Annotated in this window: 18 protein-coding genes; 10 read left to right on the top strand and 8 right to left on the bottom strand. The window is 48.0% G+C overall.

What is annotated here, in order from left to right:
* Positions 1-45 precede the first annotated feature (45 nt).
* Positions 46-3,618 carry an FG-GAP repeat domain-containing protein gene (locus tag ACXAGX_RS03270; RefSeq protein WP_474836554.1) on the bottom strand — a complete coding sequence of 1,191 codons (3,573 nt, stop codon included), beginning with the start codon at positions 3,616-3,618 and terminating at the stop codon, positions 46-48.
* Positions 3,619-3,803: 185 nt separating this feature from the next.
* Positions 3,804-4,391 carry a Uma2 family endonuclease gene (locus ACXAGX_RS03275; protein ID WP_474818731.1) on the bottom strand — a complete coding sequence of 196 codons (588 nt, stop codon included), beginning with the start codon at positions 4,389-4,391 and terminating at the stop codon, positions 3,804-3,806.
* A 672-nt stretch (positions 4,392-5,063) separates the two neighbouring features.
* Between ACXAGX_RS03275 and ACXAGX_RS03280 the strand changes: the two genes are divergently transcribed.
* Entirely contained in the window at positions 5,064-5,312 is a 249-nt protein-coding gene (locus tag ACXAGX_RS03280) for a hypothetical protein (RefSeq protein WP_474836556.1), read from the top strand.
* 117 nt (positions 5,313-5,429) lie between these two features.
* Here the strand turns inward: ACXAGX_RS03280 and groL are convergent, their stop codons facing one another.
* The 3 genes from groL to ACXAGX_RS03295 all read right to left on the bottom strand — a co-directional run bounded on the left by groL (position 5,430) and on the right by ACXAGX_RS03295 (position 8,190).
* Positions 5,430-7,073 (bottom strand): chaperonin GroEL, encoded by a 1,644-nt coding sequence (gene groL, locus ACXAGX_RS03285; protein WP_474836558.1) that lies wholly within the window; start codon positions 7,071-7,073, stop codon positions 5,430-5,432.
* A 41-nt stretch (positions 7,074-7,114) separates the two neighbouring features.
* Entirely contained in the window at positions 7,115-7,405 is a 291-nt protein-coding gene (locus ACXAGX_RS03290) for a co-chaperone GroES (RefSeq protein ID WP_474818728.1), read from the bottom strand.
* A gap of 266 nt (positions 7,406-7,671) precedes the next feature.
* Positions 7,672-8,190, bottom strand: a complete 519-nt coding sequence (locus ACXAGX_RS03295) for an FxsA family protein (protein ID WP_474818727.1) — start codon at positions 8,188-8,190, stop codon at positions 7,672-7,674.
* A gap of 255 nt (positions 8,191-8,445) precedes the next feature.
* On the opposite strand from ACXAGX_RS03295, the gene ACXAGX_RS03300 reads away from it, so the two are divergent.
* From ACXAGX_RS03300 to ACXAGX_RS03325, 6 genes are all read left to right on the top strand, one after another.
* Complete coding sequence (locus ACXAGX_RS03300) at positions 8,446-10,251, top strand: protein-disulfide reductase DsbD (RefSeq protein WP_474836560.1); 1,806 nt, start codon at positions 8,446-8,448, stop codon at positions 10,249-10,251.
* Between the two features lie 262 nt (positions 10,252-10,513).
* Positions 10,514-10,945: a type II 3-dehydroquinate dehydratase gene (aroQ, locus tag ACXAGX_RS03305; RefSeq protein ID WP_070126401.1), complete on the top strand. Its 432-nt coding sequence runs from the start codon at positions 10,514-10,516 to the stop codon at positions 10,943-10,945.
* A gap of 19 nt (positions 10,946-10,964) precedes the next feature.
* On the top strand, positions 10,965-11,429 hold the full coding sequence (accB, locus tag ACXAGX_RS03310; protein ID WP_474818725.1) for an acetyl-CoA carboxylase biotin carboxyl carrier protein: 465 nt from the start codon (positions 10,965-10,967) through the stop codon (positions 11,427-11,429).
* A 13-nt stretch (positions 11,430-11,442) separates the two neighbouring features.
* A complete protein-coding gene (gene accC, locus ACXAGX_RS03315) occupies positions 11,443-12,786 on the top strand; it encodes an acetyl-CoA carboxylase biotin carboxylase subunit (RefSeq protein WP_474818724.1) in 1,344 nt (447 codons plus the stop codon).
* A 158-nt stretch (positions 12,787-12,944) separates the two neighbouring features.
* Entirely contained in the window at positions 12,945-13,397 is a 453-nt protein-coding gene (locus ACXAGX_RS03320; protein ID WP_070126398.1) for a DUF2721 domain-containing protein, read from the top strand.
* Positions 13,398-13,559: 162 nt separating this feature from the next.
* Positions 13,560-14,087 (top strand): DUF3750 domain-containing protein, encoded by a 528-nt coding sequence (locus tag ACXAGX_RS03325; RefSeq protein WP_474836562.1) that lies wholly within the window; start codon positions 13,560-13,562, stop codon positions 14,085-14,087.
* A 444-nt stretch (positions 14,088-14,531) separates the two neighbouring features.
* Here ACXAGX_RS03325 and ACXAGX_RS03330 read toward each other — a convergent pair whose 3' ends face one another.
* Complete coding sequence (locus ACXAGX_RS03330; RefSeq protein ID WP_474836564.1) at positions 14,532-16,652, bottom strand: exonuclease domain-containing protein; 2,121 nt, start codon at positions 16,650-16,652, stop codon at positions 14,532-14,534.
* A gap of 131 nt (positions 16,653-16,783) precedes the next feature.
* Between ACXAGX_RS03330 and ACXAGX_RS03335 the strand changes: the two genes are divergently transcribed.
* From ACXAGX_RS03335 to ACXAGX_RS03345, 3 genes are all read left to right on the top strand, one after another.
* Complete coding sequence (locus ACXAGX_RS03335) at positions 16,784-16,978, top strand: zinc ribbon domain-containing protein (protein WP_474818721.1); 195 nt, start codon at positions 16,784-16,786, stop codon at positions 16,976-16,978.
* A gap of 14 nt (positions 16,979-16,992) precedes the next feature.
* Positions 16,993-17,625: a flavin reductase family protein gene (locus ACXAGX_RS03340; RefSeq protein WP_474836566.1), complete on the top strand. Its 633-nt coding sequence runs from the start codon at positions 16,993-16,995 to the stop codon at positions 17,623-17,625.
* Positions 17,626-17,813: 188 nt separating this feature from the next.
* The gene (locus ACXAGX_RS03345) at positions 17,814-18,107 is read left to right on the top strand and encodes a high-potential iron-sulfur protein (RefSeq protein ID WP_474818719.1); all 294 of its coding nucleotides are present in this window, start codon (positions 17,814-17,816) and stop codon (positions 18,105-18,107) included.
* 34 nt (positions 18,108-18,141) lie between these two features.
* Here ACXAGX_RS03345 and ACXAGX_RS03350 read toward each other — a convergent pair whose 3' ends face one another.
* Together ACXAGX_RS03350 and ACXAGX_RS03355 are read right to left on the bottom strand one after the other, a co-directional pair.
* A complete protein-coding gene (locus ACXAGX_RS03350; RefSeq protein WP_474836568.1) occupies positions 18,142-18,480 on the bottom strand; it encodes a DUF3325 domain-containing protein in 339 nt (112 codons plus the stop codon).
* Positions 18,477-20,093 (bottom strand): PepSY-associated TM helix domain-containing protein, encoded by a 1,617-nt coding sequence (locus ACXAGX_RS03355; RefSeq protein ID WP_474836572.1) that lies wholly within the window; start codon positions 20,091-20,093, stop codon positions 18,477-18,479. Before ACXAGX_RS03355 ends, ACXAGX_RS03350 begins: the two co-directional genes overlap by 4 nt.

The raw sequence follows: 20,093 nt of genomic DNA on the forward strand, positions 1-20,093 counted from the left end.
TCAGGTGAAAGTAAATAAGAGCATTCACCTGAGCGTCATCATCAATTAGTGAATCAGATACATCCCTGCCGACGTGCCAAGCATAACTTCTATATCGCCGGATTCTGAGCCACGGGCACGCAATGCACCTTTTTCTGCTCTGCCGTTCAATTTCGGACCAGACCACACAATATTGCCATTAGTTGCAATGCTACGCAGAACAGAATGAGAGCTGTACCAACTGCTATCATCACCGGTTACTACCAGTACGTTAGTTGGGGTAACCGGGTCCACAATCATATCGATGATCTCAAACGGGAAGCGGTATTCCCCCACCAGTTCCACACCACTGTCAGAAAATGTCAGCATGCTCATTTCCTTATCGTTACCACCGGAACAAACAAACTGACGGCTGTTTTCACCGCCGGTAAACAGCACCTGCGGACATTCAATTTCATATGAGTTGCCGGCAATAAATGCATTACTACCCAGCGTCAGCAACTGTACCTGCTGATAACCGCTTGTCACAACCAGATTCAATACATCATCAATAAATACCGCATCAAAATCACTAATCCTCTGGGGGTTCGTATACGATGCCACCAGCAACTGATTCTGAATGTCGATAACCTTGATCGCTGACCCGTCCTGATAGACCGCATCCTCATATCCGTCGCCGTTCACGTCTATGGCCATTATCTTGCCGATAGTGCTGTCATTGTCACCACCATCGACAGAGTACTGAACAGACATATCGCTTAACTGCACCGCACCGAATGCGCCGTCATACAAGGCAGTCAGCGGCAGGAAGATATCCCCTGCGCCATCGTTATTGTAATCCGTCGTTACCGCCTGAGTACTGTTGTCCCAGTTAGAAGACAGCTCTTCACCCACGGTTATGGTGCCATCGCCGGTCATCGTTGCGATAACAGAGCCGTCATAACCACTTTCGGTACTGGGCACAAAGAATACAGCACGCTCATCACCGGAAGTGATTTCAGACCAGCCCGCGGCATAAAAATGGTCAAGCTGAACTCCGGTTGTATTTTCTTTTACCGTTGCACCATCGGCAGTGTAGTCTGCCGTGAGCAGACGGTCTGCACCTGAACTACTGGTGCCTGAGCCCCATAAAATTTCCGCACTACCGTCGTTGTCGATATCACCCATGGTAAGCGATGACGAGCCGTGATCCTGCAGCCCAACTTGCCATACTGTATCCAGTTGATTTCTGCCGTTCAGAGAGTACGCGGTTACATTGCCCCACTGGCAATCGCTTACCACAATTTCATCTGTCGCATCATTGTAGAGATTGTAAGCATGCATATCACAGGTATCTTCAAGCGACAATGACGCCAGCTGAGATTTATCAGCAGCGGAATACACGTAAAGCGCATCCCAGGCACCGGCACCAATGATCTCATCGATACCATTGCCGTTGAGATCGCCGGCAGTGACAAATGAACTACCAAATCCGGAGCCGAAGAACCACTCATTCGTACCAGTGGTCAGGTCGTACACCAGACCAGTGTTCATAATCAGCTCTACGTTACTGTCGGCATCCACGTTACCGACAGCGATTGTCTGAAAGCTGTTAGTGCTGAAGCTGAGTGTTGTAACCAACTCACTTCCCAACTCACTCACAAAAATGGTCGTTTCACTGGCGTCGTAATCCGCATTCTTAACAGAATAAATCAGTTCATTCACACCGTCGTTGTCGGTATCAGCCAGTAACGCTTCACTGAAATAGTCGTCGGTTTCAAGTAAAACCCGTGCATCTTTGGTTAAATCATCAATCAACCAGAAGGTCTTTTCTGTGATAACTATAATTTCAGGCGTGCCATCTCCGTCGATATCTGCAGGCAATACTTGCCGGATATTCTGTTCATCAGACAGCGCATAGGGATATGCCCACTTCTGTTGATATTTACCATCAACCAGCGCCAGTAAAAATACCCGTGAGCCATTGTCAGTCCCCAATAACTCATTGCTACCGTCGCCATCAAAATCGGCCACCCACTGAGAACTATTCCGATGAGGCACTTCCACGCCAGTACGGAACAACGGCAGCGCCTCATCGGCATTCGCCGTCATTTCAAAGTATTCCTCAATGGTGTTATTTGGGTTCTGACTGTTGCTCACACCGAAGGAATACACCATCTGACTAAAAAGCTGATTGTCCGGTACAACCCAGGTCACCGTGCCGTCAGAAGCTAACGTTGCCCCCTCAGGCGCACTCGCCAATGCCGCCAGGTTTTCATTGCCCGGTACATCTGCGTCTGTTAGTGATAATGAGAAAGTAATGGTATCGCCAGCACGGACGTTTTCCGGCACATTACTAACCGTAACAACCGCAGGAGTATCTTCCACATAGATGCTGATGGGATAGGATTCCACGGTATTGATTGAGTCAGACACCACCATGGACACTTCAAGCCACTGATCAACCGTCACTGAGTATGCGGGCAGGGTGTTACCGTGAACGCCTTCAAGCAATTTGCCGTTTAGATACCAGTTGTAACTGACAGTCAGATCTTCGTCTGGGGTATCGAGGTCATAATAATTACCAGGCAGCACAACAATTTCCTGTGCCACGGACAGCCCCTCATAATCTTGTAGATAAGGAGACTCAACATAGGGTGTCAGTGAAATTTCGGCGAGGTTATATAATTCCGTATCAGTCACCGGCGATGTGATGAAGCCGTATAGACTATCAAAGTACTTACCGGCATCCATTTCGCCGTCATTGTCGAGATCCTGGGTGTACATCACCATACCCTGCAAGAACTTCAACTGTGCTTCACCGTTATTGAAAATCACGGTACTACCGTAAAAATACGGCATATCTAGCTCATCAGTGTCCAGCGCTACATCCACATAGCCTTCAGAACCCACACTAACGCGGCCATCAATCCGGAATTCAGGTGACTCCCAGTCATCACTGGTGGTCATGCTGGTATCAATAAGGTAGCTTTCAGCGCCTATTGAAGCACTCACATATTGCTCACTAACCGACGTCGTCACGCCGGTTTGTATGGAATATGAATCACTAAAGCTGATAAGGCCTGACAGAGACACCGGGACGTCGTCTTGCCAGTTAAGATTGGAAAAATACAGGGTATATTCTATTTTGCTGTCGGTAACGACATCAATAGAAACCGCCGCCACACCAGACAACGCGAAACTATTGTAATAAGACTCACAATCACTGAAATCCATAGACAACTTACCGGTACCGTTGTCATCAAACTTTCCGGTATATTTCACCGTGCCGCTTTCATCACACTGAAGGGTGCTGTTAATTGAACCGTCGCTGCCGAGTTCATTTTCAATATCGTGTTCACCGATATCAGGCACAGTGAGAATGTTGTCGTCAAACAATACGCTATAAACATGCTGGGCCAGGGCAATATCTATCTCTGCCTTGCCGGATTCTCCACTATAACGGGTATTGGCCTGCGTTTTTGCAGCGGTAGTTAGTTGAGATTTGGAATGAGATTGCGCGTCAGAAATGATCTGCAGAGGTGTTTTTGACGGCGTTTGTACGCCGCCGGAAGCACTGTCAGAGCCACCGCCGCCACCGCACGCAGATACAGCCAGCGCCAACGCAGAAAGAGAAAAGACACGTACAACGTTATTCATGTTTTCATCCTTGAACTTTAGATACCACAACTACAAAGTTCGGCTAATTTAGCGACTTTTTCACTTCTGGTCGAGTTAAATGTAAAGATTTTGTCAAGGGTGATTTATTAGGGAAATTGCATGACTCAGCAGACGATTTCGGGGATAAATAAGGTGATCTTAGGCTAGGTAAATGCAGCTAATTATTAAGATTGGGATTGCTGTTCAAGGAATGCCACAACGTCTTCATTTTTTACACGAAGATAAATGTCTTCTACCTGGATAGTAAAATCTATCGATTCGAAGTGGATTTCTTCACCTAAAAAATAGTGGGTGGAGCGCCAGTCATCGCTTCTTCTGTAAACGGTAACATCTGCTACGTCCTGTTCAATCAGCACGTACTCTTTAAGTGTAGGAATATTGACGTACTCAAGTAACTTTTGCTTCTCATCCATTTTACGAGTAGAACGGGAAATCACTTCCACAAGGATTACCGGCGTTGATGTAAAATATGGCTCTGACTCATCAAAATTACAATCGACCAACACATCTGGATAATAAAAGTTATCACGAACGCGCACTTTCATATCTGAACTAAATGGCTCGCAGGGAGTCGCTTTTAAGTGATTTCTTAACTCACTATAAAAATTTCCCGCTATTCTCTCATGGTTGGCGCTGGCTCCAGCCATCGCATAAATCTGACCATCAATAAGCTCCCGTTTAACAGATGCTTCAAGCTCTTCCTGTAGGTATTCGTCGGGTGTCAACACATTGTGTTTTCGGGCAACTGGCATTGCGCACTCCTGAATAGCAACCGAATATGAATCCATGATTCTGACATTACTTAAATATCAAACATGGCACTTACCCTCACATAGTAACCAAAAATGTTTTGGATGTACCAACCTTCTTTCTTGATCTTCATAACTTCAACCATCTTCACCAGTGGGTTGAGTACGCTGTGAATGCAGGTATAAAGCTCTAGCATTTGTAAGTGACTTTTCTAGCTGTAATTATAAAAGTAAAAGCGTAACTGCTTTTATTGATTTGTAAGTATTATATTCGTATTGTAAGTGCTTTGTTGAAACGAATGTTTCTCTGCGGAAGGAGCTATCTAAGCTTTACGAGCAGGGTATTGAGCAATACACCAAATAAGTAAAGGCTCTTATGAACCCGCTGGGATACACCTACCTAAATCAATACTATAGTCTGCTTCTTCCAAAACTAGACGTAGACGTGTACCAGGATCCTAAAGCAGATGCTGAAAAACTCATCGCTTATGGTGCGTCTAAGCGCAAAATCATCCCGGGGACTCGTAAGCCAGCTGACTCACCCTTTGAGCACATGATTGCTGCAATCAAGTATCAAGGGATCAGGCTTCACTACTTTGCAGCGATCTTCAAAAAATAGATATAGATGCACTAACCTCATTTATCGCAGAAAAACCAAACTCTAAATATAACCGCGTGATCTGGTTTCTCTATGAATGGTTAACAGGTAATCAGCTAACAGATATTCCAAATCATACTTTGGATAAAATCGTTTCAATCCTGATTAATTGTGGTGGTAAAGTTTCTAAAGCCAAGCAAAAGTTTGTCTCTGAGCATATTAAGACAGATGTACTTGAAACAGTTGAGGAGACTTCTTCAGCGCTGATTCAGAAGATGAAGGACAAGTTGAATGTGGATGTACAGCAGCTAATGAGAAAGAAGTAGCCAAGCGCTCATAGTACAAAAAGGAATTTACAGGTATATATAAAGAAAAGGCCCGAAAAGCAATGCTTTACGGGCCTTTTAAACAGTATGAGCTCTTATGAAACGCTCAGGTGACGTTTACATCATTCCACCCATGCCGCCCATTCCGCCCATGCCACCCATATCAGGTGCAGCAGCTTCTTCTTTAGGCAGTTCAGCAACCATCGCTTCTGTAGTGATCATCAGAGAGGCGATAGACGCTGCGAATTGCAGAGCTGAACGCGTCACTTTAGTTGGGTCAAGGATACCCATTTCCAGCATGTCGCCGTAAGTGTCGTTACCTGCGTTGTAACCGTAGTTACCTTCGCTGTTCTTAATCGCGTTAACAACAACAGACGCTTCTGCACCTGAGTTGATAGAGATTTGACGCAGAGGCGCTTCCATCGCGCGCAGAGCCAGCTTGATACCGTGAGTCTGGTCTTCGTTGTCGCCAGTCAGTTCTGCCAGTTTTGCAGCAGCACGAACCAGAGCAACACCACCACCAGGTACTACGCCTTCTTGTACCGCAGCGCGGGTAGCGTGCAGCGCATCTTCAACGCGGTCTTTCTTCTCTTTCATTTCAACTTCAGTAGCAGCACCTACTTTGATTACTGCAACACCGCCAGACAGCTTAGCCAGACGTTCCTGCAGCTTCTCTTTGTCGTACTCAGAAGTAGAATCTTCGATTTGACCACGGATTTGTGCGCAACGACCTTCGATAGCCGCTTCGTCACCCGCACCGTCAACAACGGTTGTGTTGTCTTTGTTGATAACAACGCGCTTCGCAGTACCTAAGTCTTCCAGCTGAACTTTTTCCAGCTCCAGACCAATCTCTTCAGAGATAACCGTACCGCCAGTCAGGATAGCGATATCCTGCAGCATAGCTTTACGACGGTCGCCGAAACCAGGTGCTTTAACAGCAGCTACTTTCACGATACCGCGCATGTTGTTTACTACCAGTGTCGCCAGCGCTTCGCCTTCCAGATCTTCAGCGATAATCAGCAGAGGCTTGCCTGCTTTTGCAACGCCTTCCAGCGTAGGCAGCAGTTCACGGATGTTAGATACTTTTTTGTCAACCAGCAGGATGAACGGGTTGTCTAATTCAACAGTACCGTTTTCCTGGTTGTTGATGAAGTAAGGAGACAGGTAACCACGGTCGAACTGCATACCTTCAACCACGTCCAACTCGTTTTGCAGAGCCTGACCTTCTTCAACAGTGATAACGCCTTCTTTGCCTACTTTTTCCATCGCTTCAGCGATGATTTCGCCTACTTCCAGGTCAGAGTTTGCAGAGATAGTACCAACCTGTGCGATAGACTTGCTGTCGGCGCAATCTGTAGACAGCGCTTTCAGTTCTTCAACGGCTGCAACAACGGCTTTGTCGATACCGCGCTTCAGATCCATCGGGTTCATACCCGCTGCAACTGATTTCAGACCTTCAGTTACGATTGCCTGCGCCAGAACGGTTGCAGTAGTAGTACCGTCACCGGCTTCGTCGTTGGCTTTTGACGCAACTTCTTTAACCATCTGTGCGCCCATGTTCTCGAACTTATCTTCCAGCTCGATTTCTTTGGCTACAGATACACCATCTTTAGTGATGGTAGGTGCACCGAATGATTTATCCAGTACTACGTTACGGCCCTTAGGACCTAAGGTTACCTTTACTGCGTTTGCAAGAATGTTAACGCCTTTCAGCATCTTCGTGCGGGCGTCATCACCAAAACGTACTTCTTTAGCTGCCATGTTTAAATTCCTCTAAATACGGTTAAAACGTTAAACGTCTATTACTCAACGATTGCCAGAATGTCGCTTTCGCTAACGATAAGCACTTCTTCACCTTCCAGCTTTTCGGCTTTTACGCCGTAACCGTCGTTGAAAATAACGGTGTCGCCAACTTTAACGTCAAGAGCTTTCACTTCGCCGTTCTCAAGAATACGGCCGTTACCCACAGCGATAACTTCAGCGCGGGTTGATTTTTCTGCAGCAGAACCGGTAAGTACGATGCCGCCAGCAGATTTAGTTTCTTGCTCAGCGCGCTTAAGGATTACGCGGTCGTGTAAAGGACGAATTGCCATTTTCAAGTCTCCTGAAAATTCCAACTATCTAAATGTTAGTTAACTAGGACGCACGGTCTCGTGTACGCCATTTACTTAAGAAAGAAGCCGGTAAACCCAGCTTCAAATCGTGTTCTGCGTGGATAAATGGGGTAGTCACCATACAAGTTCAAGGGGATTAGGTGAAAAAAATGCAAAAATTTTTCAATTTTTGGTGGTTGGTAACTAACCATTTGATTCTGAAAGGGAGGATTACGCGCCGCTAAAGCGCGTAACCTGTTAATTGACTATTTATTCAGGCGGGGGTTGCTGTCGCTGTCAGACTTGTCGGTGTACTGCCCTTCAAATACGTCACCATGTTCCTGACGTGGGCCATCGTGGAACTGCTGGCCAAACGGATCGGCGCCACCCGCGAAGGGACCTTGCTGATTAAAACCGGAAGACGTCACTACGCGCATCTTCATATGCTTTTTCACCGATGCACCGATAAGGTGGCGGGTGACAGGCAGCACCAACAGAATACCCAAGATATCGGTGATGAAACCCGGCGTGACCATAAGCACACCGGCCACAGCCAGCATGATACCGTCGACCATTTCTTGTCCGGGCATTTCGCCCTGCTGCATTTTCATCTGCGCTTTTTGCAGCGTATGCAAGCCTTCTCGTTTTACAAAATAAGCACCGATAAAGGCAGTAATAAGTACGATCGCAATCGTGTTCCATCCGCCGATAATGCCACCCACTTTCACTAGCAGGGCTATTTCAATGATGGGCATTATGGCAAATAGCAAAAATAATATTCGCAAGAGTTAACCTCGTTGGCTTAAGTTCATAAAGCCAGTGCTTTCGCTTATTGCTAAGCCGAACACTGACATGCGTGAATTAGTAAAATGGGGGTTTGCCCCCTAAATACAAGTTTGTATTGATATGAGTACGACAGAATTCGCGACAGAGGGTTCGTGATTTTATTAAAAATCTGAAAGAATACGAAACCGACTGCGGTCAGATATAAGGTTACTGTTACCCTAACCTGAATGCGTTTTTCGAAGGATATACTGAATATGAAGTCTGTATCGACACTGCTGTTAACCTGTTTGCTCACCTTGTTTTGCTTTCAGGCTACTGCCCAAATCCCCCAGTTCAATCAGGGCGGAAACTTTATGCAGCAGGAGGAGCCGGAATTCCTGGCGGTGGAAGATGCCTTTGAATTCAGCTATGAACAGCAGGGCGACAAGCTGGTCATTCACTTCGACATAGCCCCGGATTACTACTTATATAAGTATCAGTTCAAACTGGTTGGCAAAGATGTCACCTTAGGTGAGCCCATATTCCCACCCGGAAAAGAAAAAGAAGACGAATTCTTTGGTAAAACCGAAGTGTATTATGTGGATGTTTCTTTTACTGTTCCTGTAGAGCAGGCCGTACAGGATGGCGTGGTGAAAGTCCGTTATCAAGGCTGTGCCGATGCAGGGCTTTGCTATCCGCCTACCGTGAAAGTGATTTATCTGAATGCTGTCGGTGATACAGCACCTTCTTCAAATGCTAGCGCGCCTGATAGCGCTTCCGATGAAGTCGCCTCTGAGCAATTTGGTTTGGCTGAGCGACTGGCCGATAAAGAAAATCTCGCGGTAACCCTGCTGCTGTTCCTGGCACTCGGTATTGGCCTGGCATTTACGCCCTGCGTTTTCCCCATGTATCCCATTCTGTCTGGCATTGTACTTGGACAGGGTAAAGGCATGAGCTTAAGCCGTGCTTTCACGCTCAGCTTTATTTACGTGCAGGGTATGGCGATTACCTACTCCATTCTGGGTCTGGTGGTCGCATCGGCTGGCGTGCAGTTTCAGGCAGCGCTGCAGCACCCGGCCATACTAGGGGTGTTTATCGTTCTGTTTATCGCCCTGGCCATGGCCATGTTCGGCGTGTATGAAATTCAATTGCCTTCGTCCTGGCAGAGCAAACTCAACGATGTCAGTAACAATCAGAAACGGGGCAACTTCGTTGGTGTGTTCGTTATGGGCGTATTATCTGGCTTGGTCGCTTCTCCGTGCACCACCGCGCCACTCACCGGCATTCTGCTATTTATAGCTCAGACCGGCGACATGACTTTGGGCTTTATTTCCCTCTATGTGCTGAGTTTAGGCATGGGTATTCCACTCATTCTGTTTGGTATGACCGGCGGCAAACTGCTGCCTAAAGCGGGAAACTGGATGAATGTGGTGAAGGTGAGCTTTGGTTTCATGATGCTGGCCGTCGCCCTCATCTTTGTTGAGCGCCTGTGGAGCAACGATTACATCAACCTGCTCTGGGCTGCTGTAGGTTTAGCCACATTCTCCTATTACAGCGTGATGAACCAGAACACTGCCGCTACCTTTATGAAAGGTGTGCGAACATTGCTTATAGCATTGGGGCTGTTTGGTAGTGCCATGGTGGGCTATGTCACATTATTCGGTTCTCCGACGGCTACTTACAGCGGTCAGGCGCAGACTTCCGCAGACAGCCATCCAGAATTTATGGTGGTCAAAAACATCGGTGATTTTGAAGCGAAGCTAGCTGCCGCCAATGCCGATGGCAAAACCGTGATGGTGGATTTATACGCCGATTGGTGTGTTGCCTGTAAAGAGTTTGAGAAGTATACCTTCCCGGATCCTGCGGTTATCGATGCGCTTTCAAATACTGTGTGGATGCAAATCGATTTAACCGACAACACCCCGACAAATCTGGCCTTCCAGAAGGAATTCGATGTGCTGGGCCTACCCACGATTTTGTTTTTCGATACTCAGGGTGAAGAGTTGAAAAAGGCGAGAGTAACAGGCTTTATGAAAGCCAATGCCTTTGCTAATCATGTGAACGCTGCGCTGAAAAACTAGTTGAAGCCCGTCCGGAAGCGTCAAACACAGACGCTTCCGGCAATATTGGGTTTTATAAATAAAGCAAAATCCCCGCCAGAAAACTTGCGCCTATTTCCCCTGATTAGACCAGTATTTTGCTGCGAAAACTCTCCTATCATCTATAATCATCGCCAATTTGGTGGATTTTAACTGAACCCAGTTTAAATTTCGTGCAAGCAGACTTATTTTCTGTTGAAATGCGTTGCAAGCAGTCACTTATAAGCAAGATAGCAGCAGTTTTATGGAAATTTTGTTACTTAATGGCCCTAACCTGAATATGTTGGGCAAGCGTGAACCGGAAACGTACGGTTACCAGACGCTACAGGACATTGTCGATAATCTGGCCGAAAAAGCCAGTGCGGCAGGCGCCACGCTGCACCATTTTCAGTCTAATGCTGAATTTGAACTGATCAACCGCATCCATGACGCCATGGGTAATATCGACGCGATTATTATTAATCCGGCGGCTTTCACCCATACCAGCGTTGCATTACGGGATGCACTGCTAAGTGTAAACATTCCTTTCATTGAAGTGCACCTGTCAAATGTGCATGCAAGGGAACCTTTCCGCCACCATTCATATCTATCTGACGTTGCTGCCGGTGTCATCCTTGGCTTAGGAGCCATAGGTTATGAGCTCGCATTGACGGCTGCTCTGAACTTACAAAACTAAATTAGAACGAGAAATGACAATGGATATCAGAAAAATTAAAAAACTCATCGAACTGGTTGAAGAATCCGGTATTGCCGAACTGGAAATCACCGAGGGCGAAGAGTCTGTTCGAATCCACCGTGGTCCTACTGGTGTTGCCGCACCAATGACTTATAACTATGCAGCGCCTGCTCCAGCACCCGCTGCTGCTCCGGCTCCTGCTGCCGCTCCAGCTGCTGAAGCAGCACCTGCTGTTGAAGCGGGCCCTACTGGCCATCAGGTAAAGTCACCAATGGTTGGTACGTTCTACCGTGCATCTTCTCCAACGGCAAAAGCGTTCGCGGAAGTAGGCCAGTCAGTTAACGTTGGCGACACACTGTGTATCATCGAAGCAATGAAAATGATGAACCAGATCGAAGCTGACAAAGCCGGTGTCATCAAAGCTATTCTGGTAGATAACCAAGAGCCTGTAGAGTTCGATCAGCCACTGTTCATCATCGAATAATCGGGCGGTATCTATGTTAGATAAAGTACTTATTGCTAACCGCGGCGAAATTGCCCTGCGGATTTTGCGTGCCTGTAAAGAGCTAGGCATCAAAACCGTGGCGGTACATTCCACTGCGGACAGAAACTTAAAACACGTATTGCTGGCAGATGAATCAATCTGTATTGGTGGTGCGTCTGCAACTGAAAGTTACCTCAACATTCCGCGCATCATTGCAGCGGCAGAGGTAACCAACTCTATCGCAATCCACCCTGGTTACGGTTTCCTGGCGGAAAACGCAGCGTTTGCTGAAGCGGTCGAGAAAAGCGGTTTTATCTTTGTTGGTCCAAAAGCAGACACCATCAATCTGATGGGTGACAAAGTTTCTGCTATCAACGCCATGAAGAAAGCTGGTGTACCTTGTGTACCAGGTTCTGATGGCCCACTGACTGACGACGAAGAACGCAACAGAGCCATCGCTAAACGTATTGGTTATCCAATTATCGTTAAAGCCGCCGGTGGTGGTGGTGGTCGTGGTATGCGTGTTGTACGTAGCGAAAGCGAACTGATTCAATCTATCGCAACCACACAAGCTGAAGCCGGTGCGGCGTTTGGTAACCCAGTGGTTTACATGGAAAAATTCCTTGAAAACCCACGTCACGTTGAAATTCAGGTACTGTCTGACGGCCAAGGCAACGCGATTCACTTAGGTGAGCGTGACTGTTCGATGCAGCGTCGCCACCAGAAAGTGGTTGAGGAAGCGCCAGCGCCAGGAATCTCTGAGCAGATGCGTAACAAGATTGGCGAGCGCTGCTGTAAAGCTTGTGTTGAAATCGGTTATCGCGGCGCAGGTACGTTCGAGTTCCTGTACGAAAATGGCGAGTTCTACTTCATTGAAATGAACACCCGTATTCAGGTTGAGCACCCGGTTTCAGAAATGATCACCGGCGTAGACTTAATTAAAGAGCAGCTGCGCATTGCTGGCGGTCAACCGCTATCTGTCGATCAGTCTCAGGTACAGGTTCGCGGTCACGCTATCGAATGTCGTATCAACGCTGAAGATCCGGAAACCTTTATTCCAAGCCCGGGCCTGATCAGCACTTTCCACTCTCCGGGTGGTCTGGGTGTACGCTGGGAATCGCATATCTACAGCGGCTACACTGTACCGCCGTACTATGATTCGATGATTGGTAAACTGATCACTTACGGTGAAAGCCGTGATGAAGCCATCGCCCGTATGCGCCACGCGCTGGACGAGCTGGTTATTGAAGGGATCAAAACTAACATCCCGCTGCAGCGCCGTATTATGGCTGACGAGAACTTCTGTGCTGGTGGAACGAACATCCACTACCTCGAGAAGAAACTCGGCATGGCATAAGCCTGCTATCTTTTTAAAAACACCCGCTTCTGCGGGTGTTTTTGTTTGCGCTTAAAAATTGGCGTTATCAAAGTTATGCACGGAATTATTGCTGACGACGATATTCAGCTGATTTAATATAGCCCCTAAAATAATCATAACAATGAATAGGCCTGCTTTTGGAAACGCTTATTACCCCCTTGTCTGAACTGATTAAAATTGCTGTCGCTCCGGTATTCTTACTCGCCGGTATCGCCGGTTTTCTCAATGTGATGTCTGGACGTTTAGGCCGGATTTCAGACCGGGTACGGGTTGCAGAAAGAAATATCCAAACCTTCGCCGACGCAGAGCGAATACAGCGCAACAAGCGCGAAATTCTTGTGCTATGGCGACGTATCAAGGTAATAAACTGGGCTATCGGTTTATGTGTCTCTTCTGGCCTGCTGGTTTGTACCGTCATCATGTCATTGTTCGCAGGAGAATTATGGCGTTTGAATCTGAACGTCATGGTGATCACGCTATTTATGTTAGCGATGGCATTTCTTGTTAGCGCTTTATTGGTGTTTCTGATTGAAATCCGGCTCGCCACCAAGACCATCGACATATTCCGCTCAGTGCGCTCGCTGGACTAGATCGCTGCACGTTCCCATCAATAGCACCCGCATTAGCGGGTGTTTTTCGATTAAGAGACGCTTAACATCACACCCGCCCCGAAGATCGGTTCAGCTACCGAAACCCAGTTGTATCCTGCTCACTACTTTCACAGTATAAATTTTATGAACAGGAGAACTTACATGCGAAAAATTTTTCTTTTAAGTCTGATGTTACTCACTGGCGGTTGCTCGAGTCAGGATTGGCGCAGCGCATCCCGCGAGCCTGCTGGTATTGCCTTTGCCCCTGCTGAGTTCAATGATGCGGTGATTGAAGTTTATGCGGCGGATGCGTACAGCTGGCGCGGCTGGTTTGCGGTACATACCTGGATAGCTGTTAAAGACGAAGGCGCACCTGAATATACCGTGTATGAAGTGGTTGGCTGGCGGGTGCGAAGTGGCTCACCGGCGCTGAGATCGTTTACCACCAAAACACCTGATCGGTACTGGTACGGCGCTAAGCCAGAGAAGGTATTGTCAGTCACCGGTAAAAAAGCCAGTGAGTTACTGCCGGAAGTAGAAGCCGCCATCGCCCGCTATCCTTATGCCAATGAATACACACTGTTTCCTGGCCCCAACAGCAATACTTTTCCTGCTTGGGTAGGTTTACAAGTTCCTGAATTGGAACTGGATATGCCGTTCAATGCTATTGGTTCAGGCTACGCAGATTGAGCAACTTTTACTCTGATATCGGTTATTGTGATCATTCGTAAAAAGCGATTTCAACAATCACTTTTTCTACATTTTCAGACCAAGTGGTCAGGTATATTATTAACGCATTCAAGAAGTAGCCAAGCTACTTTGCATCTCTCCCGATGACCTTGAATCTTTCAAAGCTGCACTCTGTGGCTTGTGTGTTTCCTACATTGGAGTCCTCCTCCATTACGTTCCTTTCAGGCCAGCCGGATGCTGGCCTCTTTTTTATCTTTTGAATTCCATTTTTTTGTATCGAAGATGCGTTCGTCAATGTGCTTTACCAGAAGCGCTTAAATATCCGAAAGAAAAAAGCCCGCCGGAGGGGGCGGGCAAAGCAAGAACGCGTAAGCACTTTCAACAGTGCGTACTTTTTACGGTAGAAGAATAAGAGGCAGTTCAACTTCTAACATTAAGGTTTTTTTAGTCAACCTGCTGCGACATCACTAACAATTCTGCTGCAGCTCTGGCATCCGAAAGCGCGCGGTGATGTTGCTCCATTTTCACTTCGAAATGTTTAGTGAGGTTTGCCAACGAATAAGACGGTAACCCAGGAAACGCCTTTCGCGACTCTCTCACTGTACACAGTTTCGGTCGTCGGAACGGGCGCTCAAGACGGGCAAATTCCTGCTTGATAAAGCCATAATCAAAATTCACATTATGGGCCACAAACACGCAGTCCTGAGTAAATTCGTCAATGGCATCGGCAACCTCGGCAAATACAGGCGCATCCACCACCATGTTATTACTGATGCCGGTGAGCCGGGTAATATTGGAGGGAATGTGGCGCTGCGGATTAATCAGGCTTTGCCATTCGTCCACCACTTCACCATTCACTATTTTCACGATGCCAACTTCGGTTATGCGATGATACTGACTGTGTCCACCGGTGGTTTCAATATCCACCACCGCGTAAGGTTGCTGCGGATCGCGATACCAGCTGACCTGCGTGATCTGCACTTCAAAGCCAGCCTGCTGCAGTTTTTGGATACTTACCAGCTGATTGCGCCGCAGTTGATCACCAGGCGCTTTAATCTCTTCGAACCGCAATAAGCCGTTTTCCAGCACCATAATGTCGGGGAAGCCATCGCGTAAGCTGTTAAAGTCTTCGGCCATCATTTTAATCACCTGAAGCACTTGCTCAATAGGTGCATGTGCAAGCAACCCTTTGATGGGATCGAGCACCTTCGTGCCCCACAAAAATAAGCTATTGGCTTTGCCATAATGGGCTGCCGCCATGGCTGCAATATGTTTCATCAGGGCCGCAGTATTGTCTACTTTGGCTAGCAGCGCATCGATGTCAGTGTGAAAGGTGGCGTAAAAAGCATTGTTTTTCAGGCTTTGCGGGCGACGATCGAACTCGGTAACCGGCGCATCCTTTTCAAACAAAATAGGCCAGAAGGTGAGCGCAAATAAGCTCCTCCACAGCCGGTTTTCCGTGCGCCACGCCTCAATATTATGGCGTTTGTACCAAGCTATCACGCCTTGCTCTACGGCCTGGTTTTGGCTCTCATCCAATTGTAGCGTGCGGGAAGCGTTGCGTAGCATGTCGGTAACCACGCTGGTGCGCTTTTTATGGTATTTGCGCTGATAGAAATCTTCTGCAAAGGCGAGCAGGGTATCGGAGGCAGGAGAGTCGATGATGGCTTCCAGCTGTGCTTTAACCTCCTCTTTTCGGCCCTCTTTGTAGGCTTCACGTAGCCATTTTTCTTTTGCAGCATCCCCCGGCGCTTTTTCCAGAAATTGCAGCGCAGCATGGCGGTCAATGCTCAATAGCTTCGACCCCAATTTGGTGTGATAGCGTTCGGCATAAACCTGGGAAATGGTGGAAAATGTTTCGGGCTGCGGCTTTGCGCCCAGTGCTAACAGCTCATTATTGTTAAGAAAGTCGAATTCATCGGCACCGCTGGCATAATGAAAGGCCGCCAGCGCATCTTCCGGTATATCAAATCGCGCCTGGTCAGACACCGCCTGCTGTCGGGTTCGCATAATGCCCAAATCGCGCATGGAAAACTGGTTCAGCCGCCCTTTGTTGTTGCCAAAATACAAAAATAGCAGGTAGCGCATGGCACTATCAAAACGACAGAACAGTAAATGCTCCACCGACAATGACGACGGCCAACCCTGTGTTTCAACGACATCAAACAGTAAGGTCATCAGCTCTGCTTTTTTTGCCGACACTACGAATCCGGAAACGCCCAGATCCCGCAGACACTGCAGCACATCGGCTTTGGTCAGCATACCGGCCATTTCCCACACTGGGGCTTCAGATAACGGGCCAAACCAGCCGCTGGTAATTAACGCATCGAGTTGCACCTGTGGCTGGTTTATTTCTTCGTAATAGAAGTGTTCGCGATTGATGATGGCGTATTTACGGTTTGCAGCACGGGCAATGATGCACTGTTGTGGCTCTGGTAACGCCTCAAAATCTGCAATAAACCGGCGACTTTTTTCATCCAGCAAAGCCGCGCTGGCTCCAGAGAAGAAAGCCAGAAATTCACTAAAATGATCGAGGTAGTATTTTTCAGGTAACGTCTTGCGCATCTTTAACACCAATACTGTACACCTAACCAAGTGTATATTTATACAGAAGTGACGATCAAGCCGATTTTCATTAAATCCGTAAGCTAAGGTTTTTCGTAACCACTTAACATCATACAAAGATACGAGAGTACATGATGAGTCTTGCCACACCGATGACGTTTCACTGCCCTTACTGCATGGAACCGAACGAAGTAGAGATTGATGAACTGAATGATATTGATGTTATGCAGGTGCTAGATTGTCAGGTATGCTGCCAACCCATTGAGATGACAGTAACAGGCGAGAGCGGCAACCTGTCCGTTCAGGTTGAACAGGAAAATGCCTGAGTAGGATGAGTACAATGCAGCATTATACGTTTGACGATTTGGAGCAGGCCGACAAAGCCTTTCGTACTAACTTTGTGAACTGCTTGTCGGGTTACAAAAGTGCCAATCTGGTTGGCACTACCGATGGTAAAACGCACAACCTGGCGATTGTCAGCTCAGCCTTTCACGTGGGCGCCCATCCTCCTCTAATGGGCATTTTGTTCCGCCCAGATTCAGTATCCCGTCATAGTTTGGAAAATCTGACTGAAGCCGGTGAATATACGCTGAATGCCGTATCAGCAGACTGGACAGACAAAGCGCACCAAACCGCTGCGCGATACGACAAAGCCATGAGTGAATTTGACGCTGTAGGCCTCACGCCCGAGTTTATCGAACCGTTCCCGGCTCCTTTCGTGCAGGAAAGCCCCCTGAAAATTGGCTTGTCGGTGGAAGAGGTTACCCATCTACACTGCAATAAAACGATTCTGGTCGTTGGCCGGGTTCAGCACGTCATGGTTCACCCAGAGGCGGTTGGAGCAGATGGGCAAATTGCGCTGGATGCGCTAGGCCTTGCCTGCGTGAGCGGACTGGATACTTATCACCAGCCACAAAAAATCGCCCGTTATGCTTACGCTAAACCCGACCGGCCACTTACGCGAATTGATTAGGCTATTCGGCTTCACCGGGTCATCGATGTTGGCGTGAAGAACATTTAATCTGCCGCAAATTTACTATGGAACCGATTGGCAGATGCTAAGATCTAACGTATAACAATGGCAACAAAGCCTGCGTTATGCAGTTTTTTTATTTTTCATCGTGTAAGCTTGTTGTGAAGCAAAGCTTATCGGAGTTCACTATGAGTAATGCAGACAGGCGTAAATTTTTAAAAATGTCTGGCGGCGCATTGATAGGGTTAACCTTCAGTGGCGTTGCACTGAGAGCGAATGCACAGGAAAAAGTGTCGCCGTCCGATGCGGATGCGAAAGCCCTCGAATACGCAGAAACGTCGCCGGTAGAAGGCAGCACCTGCAGCAATTGCATGTACATCGATGGCGCTGAAGGCGATGCGTACCGCCCTTGCAAAGCCTTTGCTGGCCGTTTGGTTAACAGCAATGGCTACTGCAAAATTTGGGTGAAGCTACCAGGCTGATAGCTTTGTGGTAACCTCTTTTAGTATGTCGGCCTCAGCGGGCAATTGCCCGCTGTAGTAAACCGCCTGGCATCAGCCACATCCAACACACGCGCACAAAACCGGGGAGATAGGTGTAAAACAGTGACACCATTACCGCGGCAACATGCATTAGTCCGCACCACACCACCAGCCCGATTTCCATTTCCCATCCCGCAATGGCAGGCCAGGTAGCAACAAGTAGAAAACTACTACCCAGCATCTGGAAAATGATTTTACCGTAGGCAATATCATCAAGATCCTTGCCAGTAACGGCATTAAAGTGCTTTGTATTCGCCATGGAAAAATGCATAAACCCTATGCAGCAAAGCACTAAACACAATAGGGTCATCATGCTGGTTGCTCCGTTTTGGTTCTTCCGCGAGGACGCACTGGTTTCATATTGTCGGCGTCGGGCTTACGATTCGGCGCAGCCGATCTTCGCTTTGGTTTACCACCGTTTTTCAGTTTTACTACGGCATACCAGCACAAAATACCAATAAGAATACAGGCAATATCAAACACCATTCTCAACGCGTCGGGCACACCAACAGGTGACGTAACCACATCCAGAACCGGCAGCAATGAGAACAGTGCCGCTGCTGCGGCCGTTTGCCATAGCCAACCCATCCGATCTCTTCGCAATAAACCGGCAATAACACAAGCTAACCAGGCTATAAAAAAGACCCGCACTTCCCAATCACTTCGCATCGCCATATCGGCAGGGATCAACCTGTTCGACCAGAAGTAAGCGCCGGTGGCAACCATCAAACCCGCAATTGCACCAATATTGGTGCCTCTAACCAACTCAAACCCTTTCAGGCCCATTTGTTTCTTAGCCCGTTTCTCGACCCACAAAATTGAGCCAGTGCCCACCATAAGCGTGCCGAGAATACCGGCAAAGAAAAGCAACCAGCGGGTGACTGAGTCGGCGAACCGTGCTTGATGCAACATGTCCATGTAGTTGTAAACGGCCTGCGTGGTATTCGGCGCGGTGCTTGCCAGGTCTTCGCTAATCAAAGCGCCTGAAGCATTATAAACCAGACCGCTGTTTCCGCCTCGCCCTGCCGACAACTCAACACGGTTCGCACCAGATACGGTAAACGTTGTGTTCTCGGTACCCGGGTTTTTAATGGTAATACGGTCTACCGGTACGCCCCAATGCGCAGACGCTTTTGCCATGATAGGGGCTAATAGTGCGGAATGATTAATATGCGGGGCGATAGGCTCGGCGTTAACAACCTCGGCCGGTCTGCCGCCACGCTCCTGCGGCCCGCTGCCTCCTGGGGGTCCACCGTGGCCGCCACCATTACCATTCCAGGGAAGCAAAGTGCCGCCGAGGAGCAGTAGCCCTGAGAAGGTAATCATTAAATGGAAAGGCAAGGCTAATACCGAGGCCAGCACGTGCCCGTCTATCCATGACAGCAGTTTTTTCTTCGGCCGGAACATGAAAAAGTCAGCGAATATTTTGCGGTGCATAATGACCCCACTGACAATACCAATGAGCATCATCATGCTGACGATACCAACCAGCGTTTCTCCTAGCCAACGGGGCATAGCATAAAGCTCGAAGTGAAAGCGATAAAGAAAGTTGCCGCCTGCAGTGTCACGGGGTGCGAGGTCTTCGCCGGTAGACGCATCTAACTGAGAACGTTGGGCAAAGAGCTGCTCCCGACCACGCTCATTACCGTAGCGCCAACTCACGCTCACGGTTTCTGAGCGTTCCGTGGGTAAAGAGATACTCCACTCTTTAGCGTCTGGTGCCTTGTTCAGCAAATATTGATAGCCGACCTCTGCACTGTTTTCAGACGGTGTCGACACGTGAAGTTCTGGCTGCATCCAATGGGTTATTTCTGCCCGGAAAAATGCCAGTGTGCCGGTAAAGAAAATAGCAAACAGGATCCAACCTGCAGTAATGCTACTCCAGGTGTGTAACCAGGTCATTGACTGACGAAGAGAACCTTTCAT

The organism is Alteromonas sp. ABV4_515, assembly GCF_056160345.1.

Excerpts from the sequence above, each read along its gene's own strand:
- groL (WP_474836558.1), bottom strand. The coding sequence starts at position 7,073 with ATGGCAGCTAAAGAAGTACGTTTTGGTGATGACGCCCGCACGAAGATG.
- ACXAGX_RS03275 (WP_474818731.1), bottom strand. The coding sequence starts at position 4,391 with ATGCCAGTTGCCCGAAAACACAATGTGTTGACACCCGACGAATACCTA.
- ACXAGX_RS03290 (WP_474818728.1), bottom strand. The coding sequence starts at position 7,405 with ATGGCAATTCGTCCTTTACACGACCGCGTAATCCTTAAGCGCGCTGAG.
- ACXAGX_RS03335 (WP_474818721.1), top strand. The coding sequence starts at position 16,784 with ATGATGAGTCTTGCCACACCGATGACGTTTCACTGCCCTTACTGCATG.
- ACXAGX_RS03350 (WP_474836568.1), bottom strand. The coding sequence starts at position 18,480 with ATGATGACCCTATTGTGTTTAGTGCTTTGCTGCATAGGGTTTATGCAT.
- ACXAGX_RS03345 (WP_474818719.1), top strand. The coding sequence starts at position 17,814 with ATGAGTAATGCAGACAGGCGTAAATTTTTAAAAATGTCTGGCGGCGCA.
- aroQ (WP_070126401.1), top strand. The coding sequence starts at position 10,514 with ATGGAAATTTTGTTACTTAATGGCCCTAACCTGAATATGTTGGGCAAG.
- accB (WP_474818725.1), top strand. The coding sequence starts at position 10,965 with ATGGATATCAGAAAAATTAAAAAACTCATCGAACTGGTTGAAGAATCC.
- ACXAGX_RS03300 (WP_474836560.1), top strand. The coding sequence starts at position 8,446 with ATGAAGTCTGTATCGACACTGCTGTTAACCTGTTTGCTCACCTTGTTT.
- ACXAGX_RS03355 (WP_474836572.1), bottom strand. The coding sequence starts at position 20,093 with ATGAAAGGTTCTCTTCGTCAGTCAATGACCTGGTTACACACCTGGAGT.
- ACXAGX_RS03270 (WP_474836554.1), bottom strand. The coding sequence starts at position 3,618 with ATGAATAACGTTGTACGTGTCTTTTCTCTTTCTGCGTTGGCGCTGGCT.
- ACXAGX_RS03340 (WP_474836566.1), top strand. The coding sequence starts at position 16,993 with ATGCAGCATTATACGTTTGACGATTTGGAGCAGGCCGACAAAGCCTTT.
- ACXAGX_RS03330 (WP_474836564.1), bottom strand. The coding sequence starts at position 16,652 with ATGCGCAAGACGTTACCTGAAAAATACTACCTCGATCATTTTAGTGAA.
- ACXAGX_RS03325 (WP_474836562.1), top strand. The coding sequence starts at position 13,560 with ATGCGAAAAATTTTTCTTTTAAGTCTGATGTTACTCACTGGCGGTTGC.
- accC (WP_474818724.1), top strand. The coding sequence starts at position 11,443 with ATGTTAGATAAAGTACTTATTGCTAACCGCGGCGAAATTGCCCTGCGG.